At 60.8% G+C, this 14598-nt stretch carries 13 protein-coding genes; 8 read left to right on the top strand and 5 right to left on the bottom strand.

The features are described from left to right. The first annotated feature begins 116 nt into the window (after window positions 1-116). Window positions 117-3602: a carbamoyl-phosphate synthase large subunit gene (gene carB, locus MOV61_RS14895; protein WP_247137118.1), complete on the top strand. Its 3486-nt coding sequence runs from the start codon at window positions 117-119 to the stop codon at window positions 3600-3602. A gap of 6 nt (window positions 3603-3608) precedes the next feature. On the opposite strand, the gene MOV61_RS14890 is transcribed toward carB, so the two are convergent. Both MOV61_RS14890 and MOV61_RS30340 read right to left on the bottom strand, forming a co-directional pair. Further along, on the bottom strand, window positions 3609-4643 hold the full coding sequence (locus MOV61_RS14890; protein WP_247137117.1) for an alpha/beta hydrolase: 1035 nt from the start codon (window positions 4641-4643) through the stop codon (window positions 3609-3611). Window positions 4644-4790: 147 nt separating this feature from the next. Then, a complete protein-coding gene (locus MOV61_RS30340) occupies window positions 4791-4916 on the bottom strand; it encodes a hypothetical protein (RefSeq protein ID WP_258718898.1) in 126 nt (41 codons plus the stop codon). A gap of 318 nt (window positions 4917-5234) precedes the next feature. On the opposite strand from MOV61_RS30340, the gene greA reads away from it, so the two are divergent. Both greA and MOV61_RS14880 read left to right on the top strand, forming a co-directional pair. Beyond that, window positions 5235-5711 (top strand): transcription elongation factor GreA, encoded by a 477-nt coding sequence (gene greA, locus MOV61_RS14885; protein WP_038544152.1) that lies wholly within the window; start codon window positions 5235-5237, stop codon window positions 5709-5711. 31 nt (window positions 5712-5742) lie between these two features. Then, window positions 5743-6801 (top strand): glycosyltransferase family 4 protein, encoded by a 1059-nt coding sequence (locus MOV61_RS14880; protein WP_247137134.1) that lies wholly within the window; start codon window positions 5743-5745, stop codon window positions 6799-6801. Here the strand turns inward: MOV61_RS14880 and MOV61_RS14875 are convergent. Further along, window positions 6785-7810 carry a glycosyltransferase gene (locus MOV61_RS14875; protein ID WP_247137116.1) on the bottom strand — a complete coding sequence of 342 codons (1026 nt, stop codon included), beginning with the start codon at window positions 7808-7810 and terminating at the stop codon, window positions 6785-6787. The two genes, MOV61_RS14880 and MOV61_RS14875, sit on opposite strands and share 17 nt — an antisense overlap. A 345-nt stretch (window positions 7811-8155) precedes the next feature. On the opposite strand from MOV61_RS14875, the gene MOV61_RS14870 reads away from it, so the two are divergent. Continuing rightward, a complete protein-coding gene (locus tag MOV61_RS14870) occupies window positions 8156-8935 on the top strand; it encodes a glycosyltransferase family 25 protein (protein ID WP_247137115.1) in 780 nt (259 codons plus the stop codon). A gap of 27 nt (window positions 8936-8962) precedes the next feature. Here the strand turns inward: MOV61_RS14870 and MOV61_RS14865 are convergent, their stop codons facing one another. Beyond that, window positions 8963-9430 carry an Lrp/AsnC family transcriptional regulator gene (locus MOV61_RS14865; protein WP_038544156.1) on the bottom strand — a complete coding sequence of 156 codons (468 nt, stop codon included), beginning with the start codon at window positions 9428-9430 and terminating at the stop codon, window positions 8963-8965. Window positions 9431-9665: 235 nt separating this feature from the next. Between MOV61_RS14865 and trxB the strand changes: the two genes are divergently transcribed. The 4 genes from trxB (at window position 9666) to MOV61_RS14845 (ending at window position 13627) form a co-directional block, all read left to right on the top strand. After that, window positions 9666-10640 carry a thioredoxin-disulfide reductase gene (gene trxB / locus MOV61_RS14860; RefSeq protein WP_247137114.1) on the top strand — a complete coding sequence of 325 codons (975 nt, stop codon included), beginning with the start codon at window positions 9666-9668 and terminating at the stop codon, window positions 10638-10640. A gap of 15 nt (window positions 10641-10655) precedes the next feature. Further along, on the top strand, window positions 10656-11552 hold the full coding sequence (locus MOV61_RS14855) for a LysR family transcriptional regulator VtlR (protein WP_038549439.1): 897 nt from the start codon (window positions 10656-10658) through the stop codon (window positions 11550-11552). A gap of 617 nt (window positions 11553-12169) precedes the next feature. Beyond that, window positions 12170-12466, top strand: coding sequence for a helix-turn-helix transcriptional regulator (locus MOV61_RS14850; protein WP_038588257.1), 297 nt, complete (start codon window positions 12170-12172; stop codon window positions 12464-12466). A 39-nt stretch (window positions 12467-12505) separates the two neighbouring features. Continuing rightward, window positions 12506-13627 (top strand): alkene reductase, encoded by a 1122-nt coding sequence (locus MOV61_RS14845; RefSeq protein WP_247137113.1) that lies wholly within the window; start codon window positions 12506-12508, stop codon window positions 13625-13627. A gap of 56 nt (window positions 13628-13683) precedes the next feature. On the opposite strand, the gene MOV61_RS14840 is transcribed toward MOV61_RS14845, so the two are convergent. Continuing rightward, the coding region (locus tag MOV61_RS14840) for an NAD-dependent epimerase/dehydratase family protein (protein WP_247137112.1) at window positions 13684-14598 on the bottom strand (915 nt) is incomplete at its 5' end.

Below are 14598 nucleotides of genomic sequence, written 5' to 3'. Positions count from 1 at the left end.
TAGAACATTTGCCTATAAGCCGCGTCTAGCCTGAAAAGACATGCTCGCGCGACCCGACCGGTGGTATTCCACGCCGTGCCGGTTTTCTGCGCAGGCAAAAAGCGGAAAGATGCCCCATGCCAAAGCGCCAAGATTTGAAATCGATCCTCATTATCGGCGCGGGTCCGATCGTCATCGGCCAGGCATGCGAGTTCGACTATTCCGGCACCCAGGCCTGCAAGGCGCTGAAGGAGGAAGGTTACCGGGTCATTCTGGTCAATTCCAATCCGGCGACGATCATGACCGATCCGGGCCTTGCCGACGCGACCTATGTCGAACCGATCACCCCGGAAGTTGTCGCCAAGATCATTGCCAAGGAACGCCCGGACGCGCTGCTGCCAACCATGGGCGGCCAGACCGCGCTGAATACCGCGCTCTCCCTGAAGCGGATGGGCGTGCTCGACCGCTACAATGTCGAGATGATCGGCGCCAAGCCAGCCGCCATCGACATGGCCGAGGACCGCGCCCTGTTCCGCGAGGCGATGTCGCGCATCGGGCTCGAAACCCCGAAGTCGATGCTGGCCAATGCCACCGACATCAAGGATGCCGACCGCAAGACCCATGAGATCGAGCGCAATCGGGTCAAGGAAAGCCTGACGGGTGCCGAACTCGACACGGCACTCGACGAGCTCGAAAACCAGTGGAACCTCGGCGAGACCGACCGCAAGCAGCGTTATATCAGCCACGCCATGGCGATCGCCGCCCAGGCGATCGACGTGGTCGGCTTGCCCGCCATCATCCGTCCCTCCTTCACCATGGGCGGCACCGGCGGCGGCATCGCCTATAACCGCTCGGAATTTTTCGAGATCGTCGGCGGCGGCCTCGACGCTTCGCCGACCACCGAAGTGCTGATCGAAGAGTCGGTGCTCGGCTGGAAGGAATACGAGATGGAGGTGATCCGCGACAAGGCGGACAACTGCATCATCATCTGCTCGATCGAGAACATCGACCCGATGGGCGTCCACACGGGCGATTCGATCACCGTCGCGCCGGCGCTGACGCTGACCGACAAGGAATACCAGATGATGCGCAACGCCTCGATCGCGGTTCTGCGAGAGATCGGCGTCGAGACCGGCGGCTCGAACGTGCAGTTCGCCGTCAACCCGAAGGACGGCCGCCTCGTCGTCATCGAAATGAACCCGCGCGTCTCGCGCTCGTCCGCTCTGGCTTCGAAGGCCACCGGCTTTCCGATCGCCAAGGTCGCCGCCAAGCTCGCGATCGGCTACACGCTCGACGAACTCGACAACGACATCACCGGCGGCGCCACCCCTGCCTCGTTCGAACCGTCGATCGACTACGTCGTCACCAAGATCCCTCGTTTTGCCTTCGAAAAGTTCCCGGGCGCCTCGCCGGTCCTGACCACCGCGATGAAGTCGGTCGGCGAAGTCATGGCGATCGGCCGCACATTCGCCGAATCGCTGCAGAAGGCGCTGCGCGGCCTGGAAACCGGCCTGACCGGCCTCGACGAGATCGAAATCCCCGGCTTCGAGGACGGTGAGAACTCCAGGAACGCCATCCGCGCCGCAATCGGTACGCCGACCCCGGACCGGCTGCGTATGGTTGCCCAGGCGCTGCGCCTCGGCCTCACCGAAGGCGAAGTCCATGAGGCCTGCAAGATCGATCCGTGGTTCATCGCCCAGCTCAAGGGCATTACCGACATGGAAGCCCGCGTCCGCGAACACGGCTTGCCGGAGGATGCCGAGAACCTGCGCATGCTGAAGGCGATGGGCTTCTCCGATGCTCGCCTCGCAAGCCTTACCAAAAAGCGGCCGAAGGAAGTGGCGGAACTGCGCAACAGCCTGAATGTCCGCCCCGTCTTCAAGCGCATCGACACCTGCGCCGCCGAATTCGCCTCGCCGACCGCCTACATGTACTCGACCTACGAGACGCCTTTCGTCGGCGAGCTGCGCTCGGAAGCAGAAGTGTCGACTGCCAAGAAGGTCGTCATCCTCGGCGGTGGTCCGAACCGCATCGGCCAGGGCATCGAGTTCGATTATTGCTGCTGCCACGCCGCCTTCGCGCTGAAGGATGCCGGTTACGAAGCGATCATGATCAACTGCAACCCGGAAACCGTGTCGACCGACTACGACACGTCCGACCGCCTCTATTTCGAGCCGCTGACGGCCGAAGACGTGATCGAAATCCTGCGCGCCGAGCAGGAAAAGGGCGAAGTGGTCGGCGTCATCGTCCAGTTCGGCGGACAGACGCCGCTGAAGCTCGCCGAGGCGCTTGAAAAGAACGGCATCCCGATCCTAGGCACCGCGCCCGACATGATCGACCTTGCCGAAGACCGCGACCGTTTCCAGAAGCTTCTGATGAAGCTCGATTTGAACCAGCCGAACAACGGCATCGCCTATTCCGTCGAACAGGCCCGCCTGGTCGCCTCTGAAATCGGCTTCCCGCTGGTCGTTCGCCCGTCCTACGTTCTCGGCGGCCGCGCCATGCAGATCATCCATTCGGAATCGATGCTGCAGACCTACCTGCTCGACACCGTGCCGGGCCTGGTACCGGAAGACATCAAGCAGCGTTATCCGAACGACAAGACCGGCCAGATCAACACCCTGCTCGGCAAGAACCCGCTTCTGTTCGACAGCTATCTGAGCAACGCCATCGAAGTCGACGTCGATTGTGTCTGCGACGGCACCGACGTTTATGTCGCCGGCATCATGGAGCATATCGAGGAAGCCGGCATCCATTCGGGTGATAGCGCCTGCTCGCTGCCGCCGCGCACGCTTTCCAACGAGATGATCGACGAGCTGGAACGCCAGGCGAAGGCCATGGCCAAGGCGCTGCATGTCGTCGGCCTGATGAACGTCCAGTTCGCCATCAAGGATGGCACGGTCTACGTTCTCGAAGTCAACCCGCGCGCCTCGCGCACCGTGCCCTTCGTCGCCAAGACCATCGGCGCGCCGATCGCCAAGATTGCTGCCCGCGTCATGGCCGGCGAAAAGCTCGACGCGACCTTCGCGGCCTATGGCACCAAGCCTGATCCGCGCGCGCTGAAGCACATCGCCGTCAAGGAAGCCGTCTTCCCGTTCGCCCGCTTCCCCGGCGTCGATACGCTGCTTGGCCCGGAAATGCGCTCGACCGGCGAAGTCATCGGCCTCGACACGGATTTCGCGCTGGCCTTCGCCAAGTCGCAGCTCGGCGCCAGCGTCGAACTGCCGCGCGACGGCACGGTCTTCGTCTCCGTGCGCGACGAGGACAAGGCCCGCGTGCTCCCGGCGATCCGCATCCTGACCGACATCGGCTTCAAGGTGCTGGCAACCGGCGGCACCGCCCGCTTCCTTGCCGAACAGGGCATTGCCTCCACCCGCATCAACAAGGTGCTCGAAGGCCGTCCCCATATCGAGGACGCGATCCGCAACCGCCAGGTCCAGCTTGTCATCAACACCACGGACGGCAACAAGGCGATCTCGGATTCCAAATCGCTGCGCCGCGCGACGCTGATGCAGAAGGTGCCTTACTACACCACCATGGCCGGCGCCGAAGCCGCGGCACTCGCGATCAAGGCGCTGAAAGCCGGCAATCTGGAAGTCCGGCCGCTGCAGAGCTATTTCTGAGCCATATCAGGCGATGCGAGCGGACGCCGTCTTCGCATCGTCCTTGATATGCCAGTCGCCCTGGAACTTTGGCCGTGTTCCCTCTTGAAGGGTCAAGCGGCCATTTTTCATTTTCCGGGTTGGAATGGCCTGGCGGTCAATTGCACCTTCTAGTGTCATGGAGAGGTCTCGGGCAAACAGCCGATTGCCAATATGCCAGGAATGCGTCCAGGAGCCGAGACTCGGCTGCGACTTCGGATCGACACCCTCGAAATAATCACCACAATCGACGTCCACCGCTTTCGAATTGACGACGGCCGGCAAGCCAACACGCCCCGCGCGCGGAGCAACGCCGAGCCTCTTCGCATTGGAGACAGCGAGCACTGAATCAAACGGATTGGAATAATTAGTAAAGCGCATGATCCGCCTAAACATGGGCTGGCTCCAATCGCTTGACAGAGCAAGACTATCGCTGGAGACGTCACCCGCGATAAAAGCTACCTGACCCATGCGCCAATCGCTCTTGAAGAGCTCACCTTTCTTCTCGGCCTGCGCAAAAGCCTCAAGGGTGACATAGCACCCTGCGGAATGGGCTATCAGGTGCACGTTAGTCTGACAGCCGGCCTTCTGTGCCTGGCTGAGCAAAAGGATGCCCTTGGTGACAAGCTCGGCAGCGACGGCCGCACCATCCCATCGGTCCTCAAGATAGTTCAGTGTCTGATTGTCGCTAGGCCAGTCGAACGCGACGATTTCACCGTGCCAACCTTCAGCCTTCATATCTTCCTTTAGCTGCCTGACGCGCTCGATCACATTGGGAATGGCGTTGTTATAGCCATGAATGAATATGAGCACGTCGCCACTCGGGCCAATCGAATTTGGATTCTCGTCTCCATCCGCAAGCCCCTGTACTTCGGAGACCCAATCCTTGCTGCTGGAAATGACATGACTGGCATCGTAATGATTGACGCCGCTCGGAACCTTGAGAAACCTTATCGGCCCTGGCTCTTCGGTGAAGTTGGTGCCCTCACGCTTTCTCGCAGAAATTATATATGTGCTGGTCATTGTCGCCCCCGGAACCGCCCCTCACATCGCAGTTAAGTTAGAACAACATCCACAAAAGACACAACCTTTAATTTAATATTTCCAAAAACACCCGCACTGGTCCAAGCCTCGATTGCACAGAATTCCCGCCTGCATCAGTCTCTCCGTTCACGCCGCCAAGCGCTTGATCCGGCTCATGTCCTGCCTGAATCGGGCAAGCTCCTCCGCCTTCCTGCCCTCGTCGGGAATGTGCAGCAGATAGGACGGATGCACCGTAACGAAGATCCGAACCATCTCCTCCATCGTGTGGTCGGAAGAGCGGACGATGCCAGAGGAAAGGAAAAGACCTTCGTTCTTTCAGCGACTTCTTCATTGGAACGTTCGCCAAATGTTCCTTTTTCGCCCGTCAAGTCATTGACAAATGGTGCCGCTTGTACCCACATGCCGAGGTAGGGGCACACGGACAAGGTTTCGAAATTCCTAGCGCTCGCTGTCGAAATCCTGTTATAGTGACCTACATTCTGATTTTACGATGGTTCCGAAGTTTCGCTCCGGAACCTGTTTCTTTTTGTGTCCGCGGCATCCGCGGGCATACGCCTGAAGGACAAGGAAATGGTTGAAAAGGTACCGATGACGCAGAGTGGCTTTTCCAAGCTGCAGGAGGAGCTGCGCTGGCGTCAGCAGGAGGAGCGCCCCCGTATCATCGAGGCAATCGCGGAAGCGCGCGCCCATGGCGACCTTTCGGAAAATGCAGAATACCATGCCGCCAAGGAGGCCCAGAGCCATAACGAAGGCCGCGTCACCGAGCTTGAAGACCTGACCGCGCGTGCGGAAGTCATCGACCTGTCGAAAATGTCCGGTTCGAAGATCAAGTTCGGCGCCACCGTCAAGCTGGTCGACGAGGACACCGACGAGGAAAAGATCTACCAGATCGTCGGCGACCAGGAAGCCGACGTGAAGGCCGGCCGCATCTCCATCTCTTCGCCGATTGCGCGCGCGCTGATCGGCAAGGAAAAGGGTGATTCCATCGAAGTGGTCGCTCCCGGCGGCTCCAAGGCCTACGCCATCCTCGCCATTTCCTGGGGCTGATACGCCCGTGGGCAAAAACGGCGATCCCGCCATCATCGATATCCGTGACGTCGAAGTCATCGCGCCGAATTTCAAGCGGCGCCTCTCCGGCGTCACGTCGACAATCATCCAGCTCGTCCCCGTCCAGAGATCGCTTGGCCAGAAGGTCGCAGCGCTTGGCCCCGGCCTGCCCGCTGATCTGCCGCATATCCGCTACCGCGACCTCTTCCGCCTCTGGTCGCCGCCGCGCGGCAGGCGGTGCCGGATCTGGCATGCACGCCGTAATATCGAGATGCTGCCGGCAATTTTCATGCGCGACGTGTTGCGCATGCCGATGAAGATCGTCTTCACCTCAGCCTCGCAGCGCCGCCATACCGGCTGGACGAAATGGCTGGTCTCGAAAATGGACGGCGTGATCGCCACCAGCGGCAAGACGGCCGATTATCTGACGGTCAGGAACACCGTCGTGCTGCACGGCATCGACACCAACCGCTTCTCACCACCATCGGACAAGGCCGAGGCCAAGCGCGCCCGCGGTCTCGATCCCGCACAGAAGATTGTCGGCTGTTTCGGCCGCGTGCGCCGCCAGAAGGGCACCGATCTTTTCGTCGATTCGATGATCAAGGTGCTTGCCGAGCGCAAGGACTGGTCGGCGATCGTCGCCGGCCGCGCCACCGGCCCGCATGCGGATTTCGAGGATGGGCTGAAAAAGAAGGTCGCCGCCGCCGGCCTTGCCGACCGCATCCTGTTTGTCGGCGAGCATACCGATATCAACGAATGGTATCGCGCCCTCGACCTCTTCATCGCGCCGCAGCGCTGGGAAGGTTTCGGGCTGACGCCACTGGAAGCCATGGCGACCGCGGTGCCGGTGATCGCCACCGATGTCGGCGCCTTCCCGGAACTGCTGGTGATCGGCGAGGAAGAAACCGGCCTGATCATCGCCCGCGACAGCATCGATGCGATGGCCGAAGCGGCCGCCGCCCTCATGGACGACGAGCACCGCCGCAAGGCTGCCTCGATCCGCTCCCGCGCCCACGCGCTTGAAAATTTCAGCATCGAGGGCGAAGCAAAGCTGCTCGGCAATATCTACCGGATCACGGCTTCCGCTTGAAAAGCTCGATATAGGCGTTCGCCACAGCCTCTTCCGAAAACTGCCCGACCAGCGTCGCCCTGCCCTGTTCGCCAAGGCTCGCAGCCAGCTGCGGATCGGCGATCACCTGGTTGATGGCGCGCGAATACCCGGCAACGTCATCGATATCGACGAGCAGGCCGTTTTCGCCGTCGCGCACGAACCAGGAAGGCCCTTCCGAGCGCGACGAAATCACCGGCTTGCTCTGCGCCCATGCCTCGAAAATGACGTTGCCGAGCGGCTCATGGCTGGATGGCATGATGAAGATGTCGGCGGCAGCAAGATACGGCCGCGTATCCTTGTGCCAGCCGAGGAACCGCACCCGGTTCTCCATCTTGTGCTCGCGCATGACAGCTTCCAGCGCTTCCCGCTCCTCGCCGTCGCCGGCGATCCACAGATAGGCGTCCGGCACCGCCGTCATCGCCTCGATCAGCAGGTGGAAACGCTTGCGCTTGACGAAACGGCCCATCGTCATGATCAGCGGCACGCCGTCCGGCGTATCGGCAACCGATCTCGCGACCGGCGCCACGACCGACGTGTCGGTGAAGTTCGAGATCACCTCGACACCGCGGGTCCAGCCGAGATTGTTGCGCACATGGTCGGCAATGCCCGGCGTATTGCAGACGAGAATGTCGGAGTTCTTGAAATAGCCGAGATGGGTGGGGTAGTCGCCGAGACGGGAGAGCTTGATACCGCCCTTATAATCCGGCATCAGGCGAGCACCGCGGGTGGACCAGGAAATGATTGCGTCGGCCTTGTCCCGCTTTGCCATGGAGAGCACCTTCATCGGCAGCAGGATGCGGTCGATGGAGAGGTTGCGGAAATTGCTTTCGATGACGCGGGCGTGGGCCTCGACATCCGGCTTCCAGCGGCGGTTCCAGCGCATTACGGCTGTCTGCTCTACGCCACGCCGCGCAAGCGCGCCGACCAGATGCACGAAGAACTTCTCCGCCCCGCCGTCCTTGCCGAAAATATACTGGTGAACCCGCATCGATGTCGCCTCGCCTGTCCGTTTTCCGCCGCTTTGTACCGGAAACCAGCATCTATAGGCAGCGCCGCCTATATGTTACGGTTGAAAAACCTGCGCAAGGGGTAGGCGAATGGTTGTCCCTGAAATGTTGGGCCTGCTGCGTATGCGCTGCCGAAGGACTTCAGCCCGCAAGTCGACGATGTTATCAGGCATAAACGCGCCGCTGTTCCAAAAACGAGACGGCCGCGATATAGCAACGTCTGAACAGTTTCGACCACATCGTTACATCATCACAAGTCTACCGGCGACGGAAGCGGAAGTGGCGGACCCAAAAGCCGCTGCGCCTCCTTGGCGGAAAAGGGAAAAATGCAATCGCTTGAGACCTATGTCATCAATCTGGATGGCAGCAATGACCGCCTGCAGACCATCAGCGACCGTCTTTCAACCTTCGGCATCGCCTTCGAGCGGATCTCCGCCGTCGACGGCCGCAAGTTCGATCTGGCGACGATCCCGGATTATGACGCGGAACGCGCTGAGAGCTATATGGGCCGCACCCTCGTCGGCGGCGAGATCGGCTGCTACCGCAGCCACCTGAAGGTTGCCGAACATTTCCTGAAATCGGACGCCCGTTATGCGCTGGTGCTGGAAGACGATGCGCTGCCGCTGTGCAACCCAGTCGAACTGCTCGAAGCGGCCCTGCCGGATCTTGAAAAGGTCGATCCCGACTGGCGGCTGATCAATATTGGCAACAACAAGCTGAAGATCGCCACACCGCTCGCCCGTTACGGCATCGGCGGACACGACTGCGAACTGGTGGCCGCCCATTACTTCCCGATGACGACGAGCGCGATCGTCTGGTCGCGCGAAGGCGCCCGGCTCTTCATCGAAGAGCATAAAAAGATGTTCGCCCCAGTTGACAATTATTTCCGCCACTGGCTGACCCGCACCGGCCACGGTTATTCCTTCTGGCCCTCGCCCGTCACCACGACGGATGCCGCAAGCGAAATCCTGGCAAGCTCAGGGCGCGCCAGGAAAACCAACAAGCGAAAATGGTTCTACGCGTTCGCCAAACAGCGGCGCTTGATGGAAGACAAGCTGATTGCCTTCATCCACAAGAAGCGGTTTCGGCCAGCCGGGGGCGAGTGACGAAGCGATTCGCCGTGCCGGTGCGCCTCAGATTTCGACCAGGCCCAGATGCTTCACCTGCCGAATGGTCAGCATGGTGCGCACCGTGTCGACATGCTGGTCGGCGGTCAGTACCTCGATGACGAAGTCCTGGAAGACGGTGAGGTTCTGGGCCGCGCAGCGCAGCAGAAAATCGCTGTCGCCATTGACCATCCAGGCCTCGCGCACCATCGGCCATTGCTGCACCTTCGCGGCGAAGGCCTTCAAGTCCGCGTCCGACTGCCGTTTCAGCCCGACCATGCAGAAGGCAACGAGATCCACGCCCAGTTTCGGTGCGTTGAGAAGCGCGTGATAGCCTTCGATGATACCCGCTTCCTCGAGCTTGCGCACGCGGCGCAGGCAGGGCGGCGCGGAAATGCCGACGCGCTCGGCGAGCTCGACATTGGTCATACGCCCGTCGCGTTGCAATTCCCGCAGGATTTTTATGTCGATGGCATCAAGATCGGCGCGAAGCACAGAAGTCCCCTTCGTTCTGCAGTGCTTTTATCGCAAGACGAATTTTACGCAAGAATATGTCTCGAGGCGCCTGGCATTCGTGTTCCATGCCAACTGATCTGTTGTTAGTGCAAGGCTGCCCTTGCATTGCTGCATGGATCGATCTTACATGGCGCTTCTACAGCGGCAGACCGGACATCGACCACCTATATGAGGGGCAAAGAAACGTCGACCGGTCTTTGAAAGGAAATAATCCATGTCCTCCCGTCATACCGAGGTCCTGATCATCGGCTCCGGCCCGGCTGGCTATACGGCCGCCATCTATGCAGCGCGCGCCATGCTGAAACCGGTTCTGATCGCCGGCATGGAACAGGGCGGCCAGCTGATGATCACCACGGATGTCGAAAACTATCCCGGTTTCGGCGATCCGATCCAAGGTCCCTGGCTGATGGAGCAGATGCTGAAGCAGGCGACCCATGTGGGCGCCGAGATCGTCAACGACCTCGTCACCGAAGTCGAGCTAAACCATCGCCCATTCACGGTGCGCACCGATTCCGGCCAGGTCTGGACCGCCGAGACGATCATCATCTCGACCGGCGCCAAGGCAAAATGGCTCGGCATTGAAACCGAACAGCAGTTCCAGGGTTTCGGCGTCTCCGCTTGCGCCACCTGCGACGGCTTCTTCTATCGCAACAAGGATGTGATCGTGGTCGGCGGCGGCAATTCCGCCGTCGAGGAAGCGCTTTACCTGTCGAATATCGCCAAGTCGGTGACCGTGGTGCATCGCCGCGACAGTTTCCGTTCGGAAAAGATTCTGACCGAACGCCTGTCCCAGCGGGCCAATGTCAACGTGCTGTGGAACACCGAAATCGCCGAAATCACCGGCAAGCCAGCCAAGGCGCCGATGCCGCCCTCCGTCGAGGGCGTCAAGCTGCGCAATACCCAGACGGGTGCCGTCACGGACTTCCCGATCCACGGCGTCTTCGTGGCGATCGGCCATGCGCCGGCGACCGAACTCTTCAAGGGCAAATTGAAGATGAAGCCGAACGGCTATCTCTGGACGGCTCCCGATTCGACCGCCACCGACGTGCCCGGCGTATTTGCCGCCGGCGACGTGACGGACGACACTTTCCGCCAGGCGATCACCGCCGCCGGCATGGGCTGCATGGCAGCGCTCGAGGCCGAACGCTACCTCTCCGGCATCCAGCCGGTCGCCATAGCCGCGGAGTGACGTTGAACGATGGGTGTGCCGCTCGACTGGGATAAACTGCGCATTTTCCACGCGGCGGCGGAGGCAGGGTCCTTCACCCATGCGGCCGACAAGCTGCATCTTTCCCAGTCGGCGATCAGCCGTCAGGTCAGTGCGCTGGAACAGGATGTCGGCGTAAAGCTCTTCCACCGCCATGCGCGCGGCCTGATTCTCACCGAGCAGGGCGAACTGCTCTACCGCACCGCCCACGACGTGCTGCTGAAGCTCGAAACCGTGAAGATGCAGCTCACCGAGACGACGGAAAAGCCGTCCGGCAAGCTGCGCGTGACAACGACCGTCGGTCTCGGCCAGGGCTGGCTCACCGACAAGGTGCAGGAATTCCTGCAGCTCTATCCGGAAATGTCGATCCAGTTGATCCTCGACAACGAGGAGGTGGACGTCAACATGCGCCATGCGGATTGCGCCATCCGGCTTCGCCAGCCGGTGCAGTCCGACCTGATCCAGCGAAAGCTCTTCACCGTGCATATGCACGTCTATGCAGCCCCTTCCTACATCAACCGTTACGGCGAGCCGCAATCGGTCGAGGATCTCGACCACCATCGGATCATCACCTTCGGAGAACCGGCGCCGAACTACCTGCTCGACGTCAACTGGCTGGAATATGCCGGCCGGTCGTCGGACAATACCCGCACCCCGCACCTGCAGATCAACAGCCAGACGTCGATCAAGCGCGCCTGCCTGTTGGGGATAGGAATCGCCTGCCTGCCGGATTATATCGTCGGCCGCGACCCAGGCCTTATTCAGCTGGCGATCAATGCCGACATCCCGTCCTTCGATACCTATTTCTGCTATCCGGATGAAATGAAGAACGCCGCGAAGCTGAAAGTCTTCCGCGACTTCGTGGTCGGCAAGGCTCGCAACTGGAATTTCTGAGGCTCGCGCGTGGGCTGCGTTCGGCGAAAAAATCCCTAAAATCCAGAGAGTTTCACGCTTCTGCGGCCGCCTGATATGTAACCATTGAGCGCGTGAAATAAAAGCATTGCAGCTTGCGCATGGCTGGCCTGCACAAAAGGCTATTGTTCACTGCACAAAAAACCACCATATCGCACATAGCTGATGCATATGGCGGCTTTTCCTCCCAGTTCCGCCGCAGCAGCTGTTCCCCTCTGGAGGTTTTTTTTGACCTTCACACTTATAGGGCCCTGGAGCGATCCAGTGGCCCTTTTTTTTTGCCCAAAATCCTGAATTGGCTCATCCCGCTGGTTACTCATAACCATCCTTGCCAAAAACTTCTGTTCAATATCCCATCCGCACCCTTGTCGAGCGAAACTCGGCTCCCCATATTGAGTTGAGCCGGCGCGCTATGACGACCTCCTGGTTGTTTGTGCTGGCTGTTCCCCTCTGGAGGTTTTGACCTTCACAATTATTGGGCCTCGGAGCGATCCGGCGGCCCATTTTTTTTACAATCCTTCGCTTCTCCGCAAATTGCTTCCTTTAAATCGGCTCAAGACGATCTATATATCGGGGAACTCCGATGTTGGATCCTGACGATGGACAAGACGGAAATTCTGAAAGCGCTGGCGCATCCGACCCGGGTCGAATTCCTGGAATGGATGAAGGAGCCGGAACGTCATTTTTGCGATCAGGCGCATCCGCTCGAAATGGGCATCTGCGCCAGCCAATTCGAAAAACGCTGCGGCCTCTCCCAATCTACGGTCTCGGCGCATCTTTCGACGCTCGAGAAAGCTCGCCTGGTGAAAATCGACCGGGTCGGCCAATGGGCATTCTACCACCGCGACGAAAAAACCATCGCGGCCTTCCTCGACGATCTCAGATCGACCCTCTGATCCCTCCGCCCCTCCTCCCAACCGCATAAGGAATTTCCGATGACAAGCATTTTTGATCCGACCAGGTTCGGCGATATCGAACTCGCCAATCGCGTCGTCATGGCTCCCCTGACGCGCAACCGTTCGCCGAAAGCGATCCCCAACAACCTCAACGTCACCTATTACGAACAACGCGCCAGCGCGGGCCTGATCGTCACCGAAGGCACTCCGGTCAGCCAGCAGGGCCAGGGTTATGCGGACGTGCCGGGCCTTTATCTGCCGCAGGCGATCGAAGGCTGGAAGAAGGTGACCGATGCCGTCCACCGCAGGGGCGGCAAGATCGTCACCCAGATCTGGCATGTCGGCCGTGTCTCGCACACCTCCCTGCAGCCGAACGGCGGCGCTCCAGTTGCACCTTCGGCCATTCCCGCCGGCGGCAAGACCTACATCATTAATCCGGATGGCAACGGCGCCTTTGTCGATACCTCCGCTCCCCGCGCGCTGGAACATGCGGAAATCGCCGGCATCGTCGCTGATTTCGCCAAGGGCGCCCGCGCCGCGATCGACGCCGGCTTCGACGGCATCGAAATCCACGGCGCCAACGGCTACCTGATCGACCAGTTCCTGAGGTCGGGCGCCAACCAGCGCACGGACGAATACGGCGGCTCGATCGAGAACCGCGCCCGCTTCCTGCTCGAAGTCGTCGACGCGGTCACCAAGGAAATCGGCGCCGGTCGCGTCGGCATCCGCCTGTCGCCGGTGACACCGGCCAATGGCGTCAGCGATCCTGATCCGCAGGCCGTCTTCAACTATGTCGTCGAGCAGCTCGGTCCGCGCGGCCTCTCCTTCATCCACCTGATCGAAGGCGCGACCGGCGGCGACCGCGCCTTTTTCCAGGGCGACAAGCCCTTCGATTACCAGGAACTCAAGGATATCTACCGCAAGGCTGGCGGCAAGGGCGGCTGGCTGGTCAACAACGGTTATGACGGCGAAAGCGCCTCCAAGGCCGTCGAAAGCGGTTATGCGGACGCGGTCGCCTTCGGCAAGCTCTTCCTCGCCAACCCGGATCTCGTCCAGCGTCTCAAGGATAATGCGCCGCTCAACGAGGCAGACAAGTCCACCTTCTACGGCGGCGGCGCCAAGGGCTATACCGACTACCCGGTGCTCGAAGCGGTCGCCTGATCAAAACAGAGAAGGGGCCGCGCCCGCGGGCGGCCCTTTCCTTTTGAGAATACCGATCAGGCTAAAAGCGCCATCGGCCTTGCAGCCTTGGTCGGCTTGGGCTCGATACAGCCGAGATCGACAAGCGTCGTCCGAACGGCCTCGTCGATCGGCGTCGAAGGCTCCTCGCCGAGGAAAGCCCGCAGTTTGTCATTGCTCATCCGCACCGGCACCTTCCAGAGGTAGCGCATCTCGCCCAGCTCGCGGAAGATCGGCACGAAGGGCGAGCCGAGCTTCAACAACCACCACGGGAACGCCCTCACCTTAATCGGATGCCCGACGACCCGGCCGATCGCCGCGATCATCTCGCGCCCATCCCGGTCCCAGAAGCCGCGCATCTGGAAACGCGCGAAACGCGGTAGTTCACCCTCCCGGTCGATCAGCCGCAGCATGGTTTCGGCGACATCCGGCAAATAGGCCCATTGATGCCCGATGCCCTGGGCATTCGGCCGGCTGACCGAGGTCACCGGCTTGCCGGGTTTCACCAGGCCTTGGGCGAACCAGCTGTTTGCTGCACCGGGGCCGAAATAATCACCAGCCCGCATGATCAGCACCGGCACACCCTCGCTCGACGCAACCTCCAGCCGGCGTTCCAGCTCGACCCGGATCGCGCCCTTGCGCGTTACTGGGTTCTGCGGGCTCTCCTCGGTGATCTCAGGAAAGGCATCTTGCCCGTAATTATAGACCGTGCCGGGCAGCAGGATGCGGGCGCCGACGGCGCGGGCCGCTGCGATCGTGTTGTCTAGCATCGGCAGGACCAGCTTTTCCCAATCCTTGTAGCCGGGCGGATTGACCGCGTGGACGATCAGCTTGGCATCCTGGGCGGCGCGGCGGACATCGGCGGCATTCATCGCGTCGCCCTGGAGCCAGTGAAAGCGAGGTTCGCGCTTCGCCGCTCCCCCGGCCTTGCGGTTGAGGGCGCGGACGGTCCA

It is taken from the genome of Neorhizobium sp. BETTINA12A (assembly GCF_023006485.1).
Lineage (GTDB): Bacteria > Pseudomonadota > Alphaproteobacteria > Rhizobiales > Rhizobiaceae > Neorhizobium.
The sequence above is the reverse complement of the archived record's forward strand: the minus strand, read 5'-3'. Positions and strand labels throughout refer to the sequence as shown.

What these genes read in the sequence shown, in the direction of transcription:
- carB (WP_247137118.1), top strand. Translation starts at nt 117, where the DNA reads ATGCCAAAGCGCCAAGATTTGAAATCGATCCTCATTATCGGCGCGGGT.
- MOV61_RS14890 (WP_247137117.1), bottom strand. Translation starts at nt 4,643, where the DNA reads ATGACCAGCACATATATAATTTCTGCGAGAAAGCGTGAGGGCACCAAC.
- MOV61_RS30340 (WP_258718898.1), bottom strand. Translation starts at nt 4,916, where the DNA reads ATGGTTCGGATCTTCGTTACGGTGCATCCGTCCTATCTGCTGCACATT.
- greA (WP_038544152.1), top strand. Translation starts at nt 5,235, where the DNA reads ATGGTTGAAAAGGTACCGATGACGCAGAGTGGCTTTTCCAAGCTGCAG.
- MOV61_RS14875 (WP_247137116.1), bottom strand. Translation starts at nt 7,810, where the DNA reads ATGCGGGTTCACCAGTATATTTTCGGCAAGGACGGCGGGGCGGAGAAG.
- MOV61_RS14870 (WP_247137115.1), top strand. Translation starts at nt 8,156, where the DNA reads ATGCAATCGCTTGAGACCTATGTCATCAATCTGGATGGCAGCAATGAC.
- trxB (WP_247137114.1), top strand. Translation starts at nt 9,666, where the DNA reads ATGTCCTCCCGTCATACCGAGGTCCTGATCATCGGCTCCGGCCCGGCT.
- MOV61_RS14850 (WP_038588257.1), top strand. Translation starts at nt 12,170, where the DNA reads ATGGACAAGACGGAAATTCTGAAAGCGCTGGCGCATCCGACCCGGGTC.
- MOV61_RS14845 (WP_247137113.1), top strand. Translation starts at nt 12,506, where the DNA reads ATGACAAGCATTTTTGATCCGACCAGGTTCGGCGATATCGAACTCGCC.